Annotated in this window: 12 protein-coding genes, 6 tRNA genes, 1 other RNA gene and 1 pseudogene; 13 read left to right on the top strand and 7 right to left on the bottom strand. The window is 49.2% G+C overall.

Annotated features, from left to right (window positions below):
• Window positions 1–42: 42 nt before the first annotated feature.
• The 3 genes from J4G02_04910 to J4G02_04900 are packed head-to-tail and all read right to left on the bottom strand — an operon-like array spanning window position 43 to window position 1,900.
• Window positions 43–456 (bottom strand): hypothetical protein, encoded by a 414-nt coding sequence (locus J4G02_04910; GenBank protein ID MCE2393920.1) that lies wholly within the window; start codon window positions 454–456, stop codon window positions 43–45.
• Window positions 413–553, bottom strand: a complete 141-nt coding sequence (locus J4G02_04905) for a hypothetical protein (protein MCE2393919.1) — start codon at window positions 551–553, stop codon at window positions 413–415. Before J4G02_04905 ends, J4G02_04910 begins: the two co-directional genes overlap by 44 nt.
• A 27-nt stretch (window positions 554–580) precedes the next feature.
• Window positions 581–1,900: a sigma-70 family RNA polymerase sigma factor gene (locus J4G02_04900; protein ID MCE2393918.1), complete on the bottom strand. Its 1,320-nt coding sequence runs from the start codon at window positions 1,898–1,900 to the stop codon at window positions 581–583.
• A gap of 117 nt (window positions 1,901–2,017) precedes the next feature.
• Between J4G02_04900 and J4G02_04895 the strand changes: the two genes are divergently transcribed.
• Entirely contained in the window at window positions 2,018–4,141 is a 2,124-nt protein-coding gene (locus J4G02_04895) for a BatA domain-containing protein (protein MCE2393917.1), read from the top strand.
• Between the two features lie 48 nt (window positions 4,142–4,189).
• Here the strand turns inward: J4G02_04895 and J4G02_04890 are convergent, their stop codons facing one another.
• The 4 genes and pseudogenes from J4G02_04890 to J4G02_04875 form a co-directional block, all read right to left on the bottom strand.
• On the bottom strand, window positions 4,190–5,026 hold the full coding sequence (locus J4G02_04890; GenBank protein MCE2393916.1) for a class I SAM-dependent methyltransferase: 837 nt from the start codon (window positions 5,024–5,026) through the stop codon (window positions 4,190–4,192).
• Between the two features lie 110 nt (window positions 5,027–5,136).
• Window positions 5,137–6,360, bottom strand: a complete 1,224-nt coding sequence (locus J4G02_04885; GenBank protein MCE2393915.1) for an ABC transporter substrate-binding protein — start codon at window positions 6,358–6,360, stop codon at window positions 5,137–5,139.
• A gap of 97 nt (window positions 6,361–6,457) precedes the next feature.
• A pseudogene (locus J4G02_04880) lies at window positions 6,458–7,490 on the bottom strand (transposase).
• A 360-nt stretch (window positions 7,491–7,850) separates the two neighbouring features.
• The gene (locus tag J4G02_04875) at window positions 7,851–9,062 is read right to left on the bottom strand and encodes an ABC transporter substrate-binding protein (GenBank protein ID MCE2393914.1); all 1,212 of its coding nucleotides are present in this window, start codon (window positions 9,060–9,062) and stop codon (window positions 7,851–7,853) included.
• 312 nt (window positions 9,063–9,374) lie between these two features.
• Between J4G02_04875 and J4G02_04870 the strand changes: the two genes are divergently transcribed.
• From J4G02_04870 to J4G02_04815, 12 genes are all read left to right on the top strand, one after another.
• Window positions 9,375–9,462: transfer RNA gene (locus J4G02_04870), tRNA-Ser, on the top strand.
• Between the two features lie 14 nt (window positions 9,463–9,476).
• Window positions 9,477–9,566, top strand: a tRNA-Ser gene (locus J4G02_04865).
• An 8-nt stretch (window positions 9,567–9,574) separates the two neighbouring features.
• Window positions 9,575–9,648 (top strand) — tRNA-Arg (locus J4G02_04860).
• A gap of 86 nt (window positions 9,649–9,734) precedes the next feature.
• Entirely contained in the window at window positions 9,735–10,166 is a 432-nt protein-coding gene (tadA, locus tag J4G02_04855) for a tRNA adenosine(34) deaminase TadA (GenBank protein ID MCE2393913.1), read from the top strand.
• Between the two features lie 6 nt (window positions 10,167–10,172).
• Window positions 10,173–10,261, top strand: a tRNA-Ser gene (locus tag J4G02_04850).
• Window positions 10,262–10,267: 6 nt separating this feature from the next.
• Window positions 10,268–10,340 (top strand) — tRNA-Ala (locus J4G02_04845).
• 103 nt (window positions 10,341–10,443) lie between these two features.
• A tRNA-Ser gene (locus tag J4G02_04840) sits at window positions 10,444–10,534 on the top strand.
• A 23-nt stretch (window positions 10,535–10,557) separates the two neighbouring features.
• An RNA gene (gene ffs / locus J4G02_04835) (signal recognition particle sRNA large type) lies at window positions 10,558–10,824 on the top strand.
• 83 nt (window positions 10,825–10,907) lie between these two features.
• A complete protein-coding gene (gene dnaX, locus J4G02_04830; GenBank protein ID MCE2393912.1) occupies window positions 10,908–12,776 on the top strand; it encodes a DNA polymerase III subunit gamma/tau in 1,869 nt (622 codons plus the stop codon).
• Between the two features lie 125 nt (window positions 12,777–12,901).
• On the top strand, window positions 12,902–13,210 hold the full coding sequence (locus J4G02_04825; GenBank protein MCE2393911.1) for a YbaB/EbfC family nucleoid-associated protein: 309 nt from the start codon (window positions 12,902–12,904) through the stop codon (window positions 13,208–13,210).
• A 145-nt stretch (window positions 13,211–13,355) separates the two neighbouring features.
• Window positions 13,356–13,955, top strand: coding sequence for a recombination mediator RecR (gene recR, locus J4G02_04820; GenBank protein MCE2393910.1), 600 nt, complete (start codon window positions 13,356–13,358; stop codon window positions 13,953–13,955).
• 23 nt (window positions 13,956–13,978) lie between these two features.
• Complete coding sequence (locus J4G02_04815) at window positions 13,979–14,944, top strand: M28 family peptidase (GenBank protein MCE2393909.1); 966 nt, start codon at window positions 13,979–13,981, stop codon at window positions 14,942–14,944.
• Window positions 14,945–15,047 lie beyond the last annotated feature (103 nt).

Genomic DNA, 15,047 nt, shown 5'->3' with positions numbered 1-15,047 from the left:
TCCACCCCATCTGGGGTGCGCGCTTGGGTTTGAGTTAACGCCTCAATCCATTTGTAACTCTCTTTTTCCGTCAGCGGCGTGTTGGCTTTGCGACGGTTTCGCTTTGGAGCATCCCGAACCCAAACGCAGACATCCCAACGGTAATCCCGATGCTGTTACCACTAAAGTGGTGTGTTTGACAAACCCATAGATGTGCTGAGACGCGGTGCCAATTGGCCCTAACCCTTCAGTCAATGGGTGATGTGTGTAATCGAGATAGGTTGTATCCTGTACGGCAAACACACGCTCATGGTCACTCAGCCGTTCAACTGTTCGTTGAAAGTGAGGAGATAGGATTTTCTCCGCTGTCACCTGCTCATTATCAAATAAACGATACGCCGCTTTGGTCGCTGACCAATCCTCACAAGCAGCATTAATAGCCGATTGCGGAGAGGCTGATAATGGCCGAAGCGACAGTAATCAGCCGCTGAGTGAGACGTTTATCGCCTAAGTCAAGCATCTCAAACTCCTGTTGACTCCAACAGGGAGTTAACTTATTATTGGCAGTAGGCATCAGGGACTCCTATTGAGTTGGGGGGTATCAGTATAGTCGTTTACCAATGCCATTAAATGTATCATATTGACTTTTGCCTATCAAGCAAATACCGATGCCCACTGATAGTTTGCCCGCTTCTACTTGTGGGTAATAGTTAGCCGCGCTTTGGGGTTGAAGACTCTGCCACCCAATTGCGTGCTCGGGGTGCGCGGCGACAATGCTCACACGATCCCACTTCTTGAGTTCAGGACGCAGAAATTCAAAGCGAAACCTCCCATCTACCTCCGTGCGTGTGGCAGATTCGGATGAATTGGGCCCTACGGAGTATAGCACTTCAGCATCCGCTACCGGTACGCCATCGTTGTCAACGACTCGACCAGAAAAAATCAGTTTTTCAGTTCCGTCCTCCGCTACAACAGCAGAGCGTTGTGCTTCACCGGCGCTGCCTGGCGTTGCTCTACGGGCAGCCAACTGACGTCCCTGATCCTCTGAAGCACGGCTAGAACCGGCTCGCGGAAGCTTTTCCTGCGCCGGAACAACCGGGATTGATGAACGTGTTGCATCGGCGATAGGTGCCAGCAGTATCACCCCGGTTGTCTCCTCCATCCCGATACGATCCATTGGCAGGCTCGTTGGCGAATCGGTTCCATGCCTAGCAATTCCGATCAAAACACACACTGCCATGATTAGCGAAAATAGAATCTTGCCAATCGCTGTGCTACTCCACGACGACACCATTGTTGGCGATGGTATATGGTGAATTTGCTCCATGAATTGCATGAGAAAACCTCCTTTGAGTTTGTAGCTTTTCAAAAGCCTACCGTAACGGTCAGACAATGCGCTCCCAAGCTGCTGACGCGCACGATATAACTTGCCCTTGACCGTGTTGACGGAGATACCGAGAAATTCGGAGATCTCCTTTAACGAATTGTCACCCATATAGAACATTGGCACCGCAACTCGATTATCATCGGGAAGTTCAGAGAGTGCCTGCTCTAAATCCACCTGCCAACCTGCTGTGGGAGCGGTGTGGGCCGGTTCAATCCGTAGGGCATCGCCTGTAGCATCGTCCAACGCTGTCTCACGTTGACGTGTCTTGATAATACTCGCGAGTCGGCGTTTACACTCGTTGGACATAATCGTATAGAGCCAACTTCGGAACCGATGCGGCTGCCGGAGTTGATAGAGACCGTGATATGCCCGCCAGAAGATCTCTTGCGTGACATCCTGCGCGTCTTCTTCATTCCGAACCTTCTGGAAGGCGTAGGCGTAGACCATCTCCTGATACTTGTGGACCAGCACCCCGAAGGCGTCCCGATCGCCCGCTAGTGTTTGAGATACCAATTTTTCGTCGTCCGAACGCATAATAATCTCCCGATCCGAAAACAACGATAGTTCTTCAACGAGATACCGAAGCTATTTAATAATTAGACACATTAAGTTACTCAAAGGTTATGCCGCATAGGAAATAAATAGTTGAAAATGTTGCCATCACGTATTATAATAAAAAACATGTTTGGACTCCAATTTCTAACCCCTTTATTCCTCGCCGTTGGCGCGGCGGCAGCATCGCTGCCCCTGATTATTCATCTCCTCAACCGGGAGCGGGCGAGACGGCTTGTGTTCAGCACGATTCGGTTCATCAAAATGTCCCACCAAGCGAACGTGCAGCGGCACCGGTTGAAACAGCTGCTCTTATTGTTGATGCGAATCCTGATCTTGGCGTTGCTTGGACTAGCGTTCGCACGCCCATTTTTCGCGGATACGCCCGCTACTACCGGGGGGACAGGTGGTGTGCGAAATATTGTCATCATTCTGGACACCTCCTATAGCATGGGTTATCTCGATACCTTCGATCAGGCGAAAAAGGCGGCAATTGAACTTGCTGACGACCTTCAACCCAGCGACACTTCCGCCCTCATCTTTACCAACAACAAAGCAAAGGTAGTCAAACCGCTCAATGGAGAACACCGACAAATCCAAACAGTGCTAACGGGCGCACGGTTGACCAATCACACTACGGATTACCTCGACGCAATTCAATCAGCGGATGAGATACTTGGGGAGGCGAATATTGGGGCAAAGCAGATTTACTTCGTCAGCGATTTGCAGCGAATCGGGTGGGAGAGTTTCGTTGATACCGATAAACTCAGTCCTGATGTTGAGATCGCTTTTATTGATGTGAGTGCGAAAGAACCGGTCAATCTCGCAATTACCGGCGTGAGTGTGCCGCAGGTAGTGCTGAATGAACAGAAGCCAGCACAAGTGGTTGTTCGCGTTCAAAACTTTGGGGAACAAGCGTTTGAAGGTTTACCGGTGCAACTGTTTATCGATGATAACAATGTCGGCACGACTACACTCGATATCGAACCCAATGATGTAATGGACGTTTTGTTCTCAGTTCATTTCAGAACAGAAAAGATTCATACCGGCTACGCCGCGTTGCCGGACGACCATCTAGAGATTGACGATAAGCGGTATTTCCGTCTACAAAGCCTGAAGTCAATCAAGGTGCATTGCGTCAACGGCGAACCAGGGCGGCGCGATTATGAGAGTGAGACATTCTTCTTGGAGACAGCGCTTCAGCCGGGGGTTCAGATTGTCCCAATCGACTTGACACAATCCCGTCAACTCTCAAACGCTTCGGAGATTTCACAATATGACGTGATTATCTTGGCAAACGTAGAGAAATTGACCGGCTTGGAGATACAGTCCTTGAGAACGTTTGTCGGGGCTGGTGGTGGTTTGATTATCACTGCGGGAGATCGGATGAACCTGGAGGCATATAGGAGTACACTCGGTGCGGGCGAAGAACCATTGATGCCGTGCAACTTCGTGCAGCCGGTTGGCGACGCACTCAATCACGATCGGTTCAGTGTTCTCGCAATGCTCGACTACAATCACCCCATCTTCCAGCCGTTCAAGGAACCGAATCACGGCGATTTCGGGAAAGGGCGATTCTACCGGTACCTCCAAGCGGTGCCGTTAAAGGGTGCAGCGGTCTTGGCAAGTTTTGACGATGGAAGTCCGGCACTCTTCGAGAAAGTTTATGGAACTGGGCGCGTGCTCTGCTTCACTTCGACGATTGATCGGGAGTGGACAGACCTGCCGATTCACGGCGTTTATCTCCCGTTTCTGTACGAAGCGATTAAATACCTCGCGCTCAAACGGACGGCTGAGAAACCCGATTATCGCATTGGCGATACGGTGGAGTTGGGCGGTTATCAACTACCCCCGGGGACGGAAATTGCCACTTTTAACCCAATGGGTGAGGAGACCCGGACGGAAATTACTGAGAGCGGCGGCATTATCTACGACGCCACCGAGCATCCGGGAATCTACTCTGCCCATATCTCCGGCAAACAACCGCGTTACTTCGTTGTCAATCCGGACACGATTGAATCCAACCTCACCGCCCGCGATTCAGAGGAATTGACCAGCATGTTGGCTGGCAGTGAAAAAGCTGTCGCCACGCAGGCTGTAACAACGGAAATGATTACGAAGTATCACGGCGAGGTCGAAAAAAATCAGGGTATGTGGTGGTATTTGATGCTCGGAGTGTTTCTGTTGGCGGTCGGGGAAATGTTCATCGCAAATCGTATATGAAGCAGCCCAATCGCCCATCAATTAGAACACCAAAACTAACAAGTAACTTTACGTTGGGAGTTGCGCCCAAGCCGTGATATGCGGCGGCAAGATGAGTGGACGTTTTGATGCAACAACTTCCGCCCGAAGCCGTTGGGCAAGTGTGTCCAGATCGACCTCTTCAGCAGTCGCAATCTCGAATCTTTCCAAGAGCGGGAGTATGCTTTGAAAAGCAGCTGTTATGAATTGGTAACCTATCCACGTTTCCGGACCGCCTACCGGTGCTGAATACTGTAGACTCGGTTCGGGCAAACCAGCATCGACAAAAGTGCTGTATAGATCAAGCCCCATTCCAACATTCGCTCCCGAACGTCGAAACACCTCCACTCCCCACTCTGCCAACTGGTTCATCATTGGCGTATCTGGACGAGCAATTGACGAGTAGGTCGAGAACTCAACCTCCTGAAAAGCGACAATACCCCCCGGACACAGGTGTGTTGCGAGCTGTTTTAAGGTCTCCGTGGGATTGGGGAGATACATCAAGACCAAGCGTCCGATAAGGGCATCAAAGTCGTTCGGCAGGTCCAAAGCTTGAGCATCCCCTGCCACGAACTGGACGTTTGCCAAACCTGCTGCCTCCGCCCGTGTTCGGGCAGTTTCAAGGATCTCCGGGTTCATATCTACACCGAGGACCTCCCCTTTACTACCAACCAATTCCGCAGCGGCAAACGCCACATCCCCGGCACCACTACCAATATCAAGTACCTTCATTCCGGTAAAGAGACCTGCATCCCTGAGAAGACGTCCGGTTATATCTTCATACAGCCCTGACTGCTGAATCAACCGCTCTGTCTCCTCTTGGCTGCGTCCCATCGTATATGCCCTATCACTACTTGATTCGGCCATGTCGGTTTATCCTCCTGCTGAATAATAAAAAGACTCATGTTAAGAAATCGTGCAACAGCAATCGAGTTTTATTTTTATATGAGCCAACAAAGATTTATACACTTTGTTGCTTACGGCTCAATTAATTTATGGAACTGTACTTCGCCATTGACAATCTGTTTAATAACCACGCTTTTAGACGTGTGTCGGTTTTCATCATAGCCAGAGATAGACGTTGCGCCGCTATAATTCATGGTTGCCGCAAGCTGATCGCGAATCGCTATCGGCGTTAAATCGTCCGCACGCCGCATCGCCTGAACCACGAGTCGGAGCGCATCATATCCCAATGCAGCTCCTCCATCGGGAATAACGCCAAACATTGCGGTGTAGGCGGTCACAAATTGATAGGCATCTTCACCTAAATCGCTCGGTTCTGCCTCTGCCGAAAAGCCGCTACTGAAGAAACTCCCGTCAATAACCGCTCCAGCTGCCTCAATCAATGCCGTGTTATCCCAACTATCCCCGCCAATAAAGGTCGCCGCTATCCCAATCTCCTCCCTCGCCTGTCGAACCAATAAAGGGACTTCGGGGCTGAAACCGGTGCTAAAGATTACGTCCGGCATTGCTTCGGCGATTGCCGCTAGTTGCGCGGTGAAATCGGTATCCCCTGCTGCGTAAAACTCATCAGCTACCACCTGACCTCCATGAGCAATAAAGCTATCAATGAAGGTTTGCGATAACCCCTCCGAATAGACATCATCCTTGTGTGTAAGGACTGCGGCGGTCTTTGCCTCTAAATCTTGCAACGCAAATGCTGCCATCGCCACCCCCTGAAAGTCGTCGGTGAATGCCGCCATAAACACAAAGTCACCCGCAGCGGTAACTGACGGATTGGTAGCGGAAGTTGCCATCATCGGTATGCCGTGGTTTTGTGCAATTTCTCCGACAACCACGGCGTAGGTTGAACGGTTGGGACCAACGATTGCGGATACTTCCTCTTCGACAATCAATTCCAGCGCGAGTTTTGAGACATATTCCGTATCGTTTATATTCTCGCTTACGAAACGTTGGGTCGGTATACCGCGAGCGATTAGTTGTATCGGTAATCCGTATACACCCCCTGCTTCGTTCAGTTGTATTGTCGCCAGTTCTGCTCCGTACCGACTGTTATTTCGGTTTGGCGTGGTGTAGAGAAAACCGATTTTAACCGCAGCCTCATCACCTCCATCCGGTAATGGTGCAAGCAGTTGCTGGACCTGATCGCACCCCCAAAATAGGGGAATCAATAAAAATAATGAAATCCAAATCCGACCAATGAATCCGCGTTTAGTTAGCTGGGGGCGTTGCTCTATCACTAAAATCCTCCTTTGACGTACTCCCACACCGTAAAGGGTGGGTATTCGCAGCCCAAACCCCGTTCCTTTAAGGAGTCGAATTGCTCTATCAACGAAGTTAGCCCGACGAATCAGGACTTACGACCTCTTCTGAGAGGGTAGACGCCCTACCCTATGGATATTAAGTGCCGCATTGCAGTCTCTATCCAACTGTGTGTGGCAGTTTGGACACTGCCAAGTTCTATCACAAAGGTTCAACTCTTGATTGACTGCGCCGCAAACAAAGCAAGTTTTACTCGACGGATACCATTTATCAATGAACCGGATTTCTCTGTCCTTTTTGCTGGCAATGTACTTGAGTTTTTGCACAAAGTCAGAAAAACCTAAGTCACTGACCTTACGCCCCCAAAGGCTTTTCATGCCTTTGAGGTTCAGATCTTCAAGGGCTATCCAGTCGTATCTGTCTGTGAGATCATGTGCTAGCTTCCAATGGAAGTCGGCTCTTTGATTGGCAATGCGCCGGTGTTTCCGTGCAAGATTGAGTCTCGCATGTTCCCGGTTCTTTGAGACTTTACGCTTCGGAGAATGTTTGCGATTGGCACGTTTAATCGCATTAAGACCACCTTTGAAAAACTGTGGTGATTGGTAGTCATTATAGTCAGAACCGGTGAGATACCGTTTCAGTCCAAAGTCAAATCCCGCGCTGTTACCCGTCGTGGGTTGACATGATTCGGTATCAACATGGTCTGTCAAAATGATTAGCCATACGTCTCCAATGCTGTCCCGCTTAATCGTGCAGCGTTTCGGGGTGCTAAGACTTCCCTACTTTTGAAATAGCGATATATCCGCTTACCGATACGGATATAGTTGGCTTGTAGCAGTTTCCACCCCGCTTGTTTGAGGGTATAGGATTTGTATCTGAAGCGTTTCTTAAAGCGTGGAAGCCCTGAACGCTTGCCACTTTTGGAGTCAGCCAACATTTTAGTGTATGCTTTATCCAGTCGGTCTATTACGTCTTGCAACGATTGACTTGGCAATAGATTCCAGTGAGCATAGCGGGATAACCGTTTCAACTTTGTTAAGTGGCGCATGAGGGATTTCTTGCCCGGATAATTACTGTAGATACCGTAGTACCGACGGCACAATGCCACAAAGTGATTCCACACTTGAGCATGGCTATCTATCGTTTTTTACAACTCACGGTTGCCGTGATTGGAATACAACTTGATTTTGTAGGTTTTCATGAGGTCAGCTTTTTCCGCAAGGCGAGAATGCTCGGAACGGCACTGGTTTTCATATCCGGTTCAAGGAGTGTGGGAGACACCACCGTGCGGTGGCGTGAACCTCTCCCACGAAAGCCAAGACAAGTATACCATACTTTACCTGCACGTCAAACTTTTTTGACGAATAACGTGCTTGGGTGGGCTACATCCCCAACCTAAAGGATGGGGCATTGCCCGCAAAATTGGTAAAGTGCGGGGTAAGAGACAATGCCCTATCCCGCTACGAACCTACGGCTCGATTAATTTATAAAACTGTGCTTCGCCATTAACAATCTGATTGATGACTGCGCTCTTGTTCGGGTGTCGGTTTTCATCGTAACCGGAGATAAATGTTGCCCCGTTATAATCCATGGTCGCTGCAAGCTGATCGCGTATTGCGACTGGTTTCAAGTCATCTGCGCGACGCATCGCCTGAACGACGAGCCGGACTCCATCATAGCCTAGCGCAGCACCCCCAGCGGGCGGGACCTGAAAAATTGAGGTGTAGGCGGTGATAAATTGATCCGCATCTTCACTTAAATCACCCGGCGTAACGTCGGCTGAAAAGAGGCTGCTAAAAAAACTCCCCTCAAGAATTTCGCTATTCTCAGAAATTAAGACGGAGTTATCCCAACTGTCGCCGCCGAGGAGGATTCCTGTTATACTGAGCGTTTTTGCCTGTTGAACCACCAATGGGATTTCGGCTGCAAAACCGGGTAGAAAAAAGACATCCGGCGCAGCTTCAGCGATTGCGGTCAGTTGTGCGGTAAAATCGGTATCGCCCCTCATGTAAAATTGAGCGTGTACAACCTCGCCTCCCAAAGCAGTGAAGTTGTCAATGAAGGTTTGCGATAAACCCTCCGAATAAAGAGACTCCCTGCACGTGAGGACTGCGGCGGTCTTTGCTCCTAAATCTTGTGTGGCAAATGTCGCCATAACCTTCCCCTGAAAGTCGTCGGTGAACGCCGCCATAAATACAAAGTCCCCTGCAGCAGTAACTGATGGGTTAGTTGCAGTGGTAGTCACCATCGGTATCCCGTAGCGTTGGGCGACTGGACCAATGACTACAGCATAATTCGATCTGTTGGGACCGACGATTACCGATACCCTTTCTTGGATAATTAGTTCCTCGGCTATTACTGCGGCTTGTTCTGTGTCGCTTATATTACCATGCGCTATAATTTCGATCTCCCTACCGTGCGCTCCACCCTCTCCGTTTAATTGCAGTGCCGCTAATTCCGCACCGTTCAGGCTATTGCTTCGGGTGTCGCTAGTATACATAAAACCAATTTTGATCGTGCCGTCATTATCTTCAGCCGGCATTGGTGCAAGTAGTTGTTGGACATTCTCGCACCCTGCAAACAGAAGCAGGACTCCCATAACTAGAGCTAAATAATTAACAGTATAAAAAAGGATCTTGTTCCAGTCTCTGAAAATCCTGCGCATTCCCTGATAGGTCATTCAATCTCTCCTTATCATCGATGAGGCGTTGTATCAGCACTCACGAGTTATGTCAGTTCTTCTATACATCCTTCGTTTTCTTCAATGGTATCGTCGATATTTCCGCACCGAATCAACCTTTGTTTGGAGGTAGTATTGCCGTAATTCGATATTATATCCGCACTGGCAAAGGGATGCAAGTAAATCACAGGTTCTACAATCAATATAAGTTTGACAAAACCGGGCTATATGCAAGTCTTTAATTTTCGCTCCTAAGCGTTCAATGATTCTTGACAATGCCTGTTTTTTTTGTTACAATAAGGGCGCTTTTTCGGTGGGATGGCTGAGAGGTCGAAAGCGGCGGTCTTGAAAACCGTTGTGGCGCAAGTCACCGTGGGTTCGAATCCTACTCCCACCGCCACTATTACAAAATATGGAGGGGTGCAGGAGTGGTTGAACTGGGCTGCCTGCTAAGCAGTTATGGCTTAACCGCCATCGTGGGTTCGAATCCCACCTCCTCCGCCACCTATTATGCGCCTGTAGCTCAGTGGATCAGAGCATCTGACTACGGATCAGAAGGTCGGGGGTTCGAATCCTCTCGGGCGCTTAATTATATGCGTTTTCGGTCCCGCGGCTCCGGCTGCGGGGCTGGAAGTGCAACTTGGGGCAATTGCCCCGTTTCGATCTTTTGCAATGTCGGATCAGCTCTGGATGCGTGAAGCCCTCGCGGTTGCCCGTCAGGGCGCTTCACTCGGTGAAGTTCCAGTTGGTGCAATTATCATCAAGGACGGAGTTCCCCTCGCTCGCGCTCATAATGGGCGAGAAGGAACAAAGGATCCAACCGCTCATGCAGAACTGATTGCGATTCGATTGGCTGCTTCATCTGTCGGTGATTGGCGTCTGACGGACACAACCCTTTATGTGACTTTGGAGCCGTGTCCGATGTGTTGTGGAGCAATCGTCTTAGCTCGCATCCCACGGGTCGTTTATGCCGCTTCAGATCCAAAGGCTGGGGCTGCGGGGACACTCTTCAACCTATTACAAGACGAACGGCTCAACCACCAAGTGGAGGTCACACAGGGGGTTCTAGCAGAAGAGAGTAGCCATCGAGATCGGCGAACCTAAATTTTTGGAGAGATGCTGGAGCCCGGTTGAACAGGACAGTCTCGAAAACTGTTGTGGCGTTATCGTCACCGTGGGTTCGAATCCCACTCTCTCCGCCTTTTGGGGCAGTGGCTCAGTTGGGAGAGCGCATCCCTCGCACGGATGAGGCCACGGGTTCGAATCCCGTCTGCTCCATCGATTTTTCCGATCATCAGTGATTGGAACAAACTTTTGGACAGCACGGGACAGGTTTTCTGCTATGGCGATGGCGAGAAACCCTGTGCTGCTCAAGATTTTCGGAGAGATGCAGGAGTTGGTTGAACTGGCATGACTGGAAATCATGTGTGCAGGCAACTGTACCGTGGGTTCGAATCCCACTCTCTCCGCCATTATCACCTCTGTCGAGACTTGGCTATGCTAAGCGGGGAGGTAGCGGTGCCCTGAACCTGCAATCCGCTATAGCAGGGCTGAATTCCTATTGTGCGGCGAACTTCTCTTGAGGACTGGCCCATGTAAGTGGTGATGAAGATTGGGTCCTGAGCAACTCACAATTATCAAACCCCGTCAGGTCCGGAAGGAAGCAGCGGTAGATAATCTGGGGGTGTGACGCAGGGAAGCCTGGTCGGAGCTAACTGCTTGGGTAACGCTTGGGGGAACTCGTCAAGCTCTAGGTGCATGGCCAGGATTTTTTATCCCTTCCCCTCTCCCTTTGGTCAGATAGAATGCCTTGGGTCAACCCTACCTCGCGCGATGGGGGAAATTATGTCTTACGAGGTTTTAGCTCAGAAATGGCGTCCCCAATCATTTCAAGATGTAGTTGGGCAGACGCATGTGATAACAACTCTCAGAAATCAAATCCTATCAGATCGGATTGGCCACGCCTATCTGTTTTGGGGACCGAGGGGGACCGGGAAAACCACGGTTGCCCGTATTCTCGCGAAAGCGGTGAACTGTCCCAATCGTCAGCAAGAAACCGAGTTTAGCCAAGAATCCACGGCCGAACCTTGCAACAATTGTCAGTTCTGCTCGGAAATCTCTCAGGGGCGTTCGTTCGATGTCGTTGAGATGGATGCTGCTTCCAATCGAGGTATTGATCCGATTCGCGAGCTACGCGAGAATACTAAGCTAGCTCCTGCTGCCTGCCGTTATAAAATCTATATCATTGACGAAGCACACATGCTCACGCAAGAAGCGTTTAATGCACTTTTGAAAACGCTTGAAGAGCCCCCACCACACGTCATCTTTATCCTTGCAACAACCGAACACCACAGAATCCCGAAAACAATCGTATCCCGCTGCCAAGATTTTGATTTCCGTTACATGGAGCAAGATCAAATCATGGGACGGCTGCAAGAAATCTGTGAAGCGGAAGATGTCCAGATTGATACGCAAGGGCTATCGTTGATCTCCCTGCAATCGGAGGGTTGTCTGAGGGATGCAGAGAATTTGCTAGAACGATTGACCGCATCGATCGGGACAGAGCTCAATGTAGATCAAATTAACCAAATACTGGGGTTCGGCTCAAATCATCTAATAAATGAACTGATTGATGCCATTATGCAAAGTGACTTACCAGCGGCACTTCAATCGCTCGATAAGCTGGTAAAGAATGGGACTGATTTAACGCAATGCCTTCATCAGCAGATCACCTCCTTCAGAAATTTGAGGCTCCTAGCCATTGGGTCGAACTTAGAAAACATAATTCAGACCTCCAAATCGGAACTAGAGCTAATGAAGGAAAAGGCGCATCTCGCTTCTCCAGAACGTCTCTCCCGGATTATCAAAATTCTGATGCGAACAAGCAGTGAAATTAAGCAGCATGGATATGCGCAAATCCACCTTGAATCTGCGTTAATTGATGCGTGCTCAATCCAAGAAGGCCTCCAACTGACCAAGATTTTGAAACGGTTATCAGAGATCGAGAACAAGATTGATCGGGGAGAGGCTCCAAGCAGAACCTACGTTCCGCCAAACGCTCCGGAATCAACTGAGGAACCTCCACCAAGAAGTTCTGTCCCATCGCCAGCTTTAGAGCCCAGCACAGACCCAGAAATAACAGAAAATCAAACTCCAAAATACAAAGCGCAGTCATCTCTGGAAACTCAGATTGAGTCGGAGCCAGTTTCTACCGATACCTATGTGGATAGAGACAGTGTGGACCGGTCCCATATCAGATCTGCTCCTGCGGATGTACAGCACTTGATGTCCGATTCAAATGAGTTGGCAAAGATTTGGGAAGAATTGTTGGTAGGGCTGCAGGACAGAGGCAAAATGTTATTACACCGATACTTGAAGAGCGCAATGCCGCAGCCAAGCAACGAAGGAGCAGCAACACCGTCAAGTAACGGGTTAGAATTGAAAGTTGCTTGCCCCCCAGCCTATACAGACTTAATTGATGACGACGAAAAAACGTTACTCAAGGAAATGCTTGCCGATCTGCTTGGCACGCCCGTTCAAATTAGTTTCGTGGCTTCAAGTGCAAATCCTCATGCCAACGCAACGCTGCCGCCTTCTCGGCGGTCCCAAGAAATAACACCAATGATGCTGCGGCACCAAGCCGAACGGGATCCAGAGGTCGCGCCGGCACTTAAGTTGTTTGAGGCAAAGATTCTTAAAATCGAACCCAAATAGCGTTTGTTGGAGGACATGGTCACTATCACTCCGAAAATGAACTTCTAAACGGACAAAGTGTGTCCGATACTTAATTAGAATCTCAGACTATAACTATTTAACACGATCTACAAGAGGTCAGTCCAATGAATATGAATAATCTGATGAAACAAGCGCAACAGATGCAAAAGCGCATGCTTGACATTCAAGAAGAGCTTGCCACCCGCACTGTTGAAGCGACCGTTGGCGGAGGCATGGTAACAGCCGTTGTCAATGGTCAACAGGAACTCATGTCGCTCACAATCTCACCAGACGTCGTTGATCCAGATGATATCGAAATGCTCGAAGACCTCATCGTTGCCGCAGTCAATGAAGCGCGGCATCAAGCGCAAGAATTGATGACGCAAGAGATGAGCAAATTGACGGGAGGCGTTAAAATTCCGGGACTGATGTGAAGACTGCGGGCAATAGATTTTGGCCTGTGCGTTGGAACGCATCGGTGAATGACTATTTTTATATCAATCGCCAATCCAAAATCCATAATCTTCCACGATAAGAACTGGATTTCTCTGGCGCAGCATACCGGAACCAAAACTCAGTATGCTCCATTATCCTGAACCGCTAGCACGTCTTATCAACGAGTTGCAAAAGCTACCTACAATCGGTGCCAAAACGGCGCAACGTTTAGCATTTTTTATGTTAAAAATGCCCGAATCTGACACGACTAAACTAGCACAAGCACTCTCCGAGGTAAAGACTCATCTGGATTACTGCTCGGTCTGTGGAAATATCACAGATCAGCAGCCATGCTATATCTGTACGGATACTAGACGTGATCGCCAAACGATTTGTGTTATCGAAGAGCCAGACGATCTTTTAGCAATTGAGCGTACGCAGGAGTATAAGGGTTTATACCACACGCTCATGGGTGTTCTATCGCCGTTGGACGGTGTAGGGCCACAAGATCTCAGGATTGACCAACTTTTTGAGCGAATCCGCAGCGAGGATATAAAAGAGGTCATCCTTGCAACAAATTACACCACCGAAGGTCAGGCAACTGCGCTCTATTTGACAAAACAACTCGAAAACCTTGAGATTACCACCACTCGAATTGCTTACGGTATTCCGGTCGGCGGTGATCTTGAGTATATAGACGCAGTGACGCTCGCTAAAGCTTTGGAAGGACGCCGGCGTATTTGAGCCTAAAACAGATGATGAATCGCATGCCTCGTAAACTGACGTTTTGGTTCTGCTGGTGGAGCTTGCTAGGCATAATGTTTTTCGGTTCGGATGAGTTATTGGTTTATACACATGCTGAACCCGATGTCAATTCACCTTCGCCGGCGTTAGTAGAGGAAACCTTTAGCGATGATACTTTCAATGCCAAACGTGCTTTTGCCTACTTAGAAAAACAGTGTGAGTTTGGTCCGCGAGTGCCGGGGACAACCGTTCACCAAGAAACAGGGGCATATCTATTTACAGAACTCAAAAAATATGCCGACGAGGTCGTGTTTCAACCTTTTGAGTTTCAGCATCAAGATAGAACGATTCAGATGAATAATATCCTGGCGCGCTTCGGGGAAGATTCAAGTGGGAAGATGCTCCTCGCAGCGCATTGGGACACACGTCCATTCGCAGATCGGGATCCAGATTCAGCGAACCGGAACACGCCAATTCTCGGTGCAAATGACGGTGCTTCGGGCGTAGCGGTTCTGTTGGAGGTCGCACGGGTTTTGAAATCTAAACCACCTCCAACGCCAGTGATTATCGTCCTGTTTGATGGCGAAGATTACGGCAGAACGGTTTCCACTATGTTCCTCGGTTCGACGCACTTTGCCCAGAACATGGATGGCTGGAAGGCGGATTTTGGTATCTTGTTAGATATGGTTGGTGACCGGACGCTAGACTTGCCGATGGAACGGTATTCGTGGAATGCAGCACGAGACTTGACGGAAGCCATTTGGCGACGGGCTGAAGAATTGGGGTTGCCGGCGTTTCAACGCCGATTGGGACCTGCAATTATGGATGATCACTTGCCACTCATTCAATCAGGTGTCCCAACAATCGATATCATTGATTTCGACTACCCACATTGGCACACAGTGGAAGATACCCCTGACAAATGTAGCGCAGAAAGCTTGGAAATTGTTGGGCGGTTGGTGCTAGATATAATCTATTCGGGGCTTTGATGGAATCGGAGGCGTGTCCCCTCTTATTAAGAAGTAATAATTCGTAATAGCAAAAGTTCTGTTTTTCTTACAGGATTAGAACCAACGAAATCGAGTGACTTAA

It is taken from the genome of Candidatus Poribacteria bacterium (genome assembly GCA_021295755.1).
Classification (GTDB): Bacteria; Poribacteria; WGA-4E; order WGA-4E; family PCPOR2b; genus PCPOR2b.
Note: the sequence above shows the minus strand (reverse complement) of the source record. Positions and strands in the feature narration are given on the sequence as shown.

Bases quoted from the DNA above. Each gene is read 5' to 3' on its own strand.
- recR (MCE2393910.1), top strand. From the start codon at position 13,356: ATGCTCCATTATCCTGAACCGCTAGCACGTCTTATCAACGAGTTGCAA.
- J4G02_04875 (MCE2393914.1), bottom strand. From the start codon at position 9,062: ATGACCTATCAGGGAATGCGCAGGATTTTCAGAGACTGGAACAAGATC.
- J4G02_04900 (MCE2393918.1), bottom strand. From the start codon at position 1,900: ATGCGTTCGGACGACGAAAAATTGGTATCTCAAACACTAGCGGGCGAT.
- dnaX (MCE2393912.1), top strand. From the start codon at position 10,908: ATGTCTTACGAGGTTTTAGCTCAGAAATGGCGTCCCCAATCATTTCAA.
- J4G02_04890 (MCE2393916.1), bottom strand. From the start codon at position 5,026: ATGGCCGAATCAAGTAGTGATAGGGCATATACGATGGGACGCAGCCAA.
- J4G02_04905 (MCE2393919.1), bottom strand. From the start codon at position 553: ATGCCTACTGCCAATAATAAGTTAACTCCCTGTTGGAGTCAACAGGAG.
- J4G02_04815 (MCE2393909.1), top strand. From the start codon at position 13,979: ATGCCTCGTAAACTGACGTTTTGGTTCTGCTGGTGGAGCTTGCTAGGC.
- J4G02_04825 (MCE2393911.1), top strand. From the start codon at position 12,902: ATGAATATGAATAATCTGATGAAACAAGCGCAACAGATGCAAAAGCGC.
- J4G02_04895 (MCE2393917.1), top strand. From the start codon at position 2,018: ATGTTGCCATCACGTATTATAATAAAAAACATGTTTGGACTCCAATTT.
- tadA (MCE2393913.1), top strand. From the start codon at position 9,735: ATGTCGGATCAGCTCTGGATGCGTGAAGCCCTCGCGGTTGCCCGTCAG.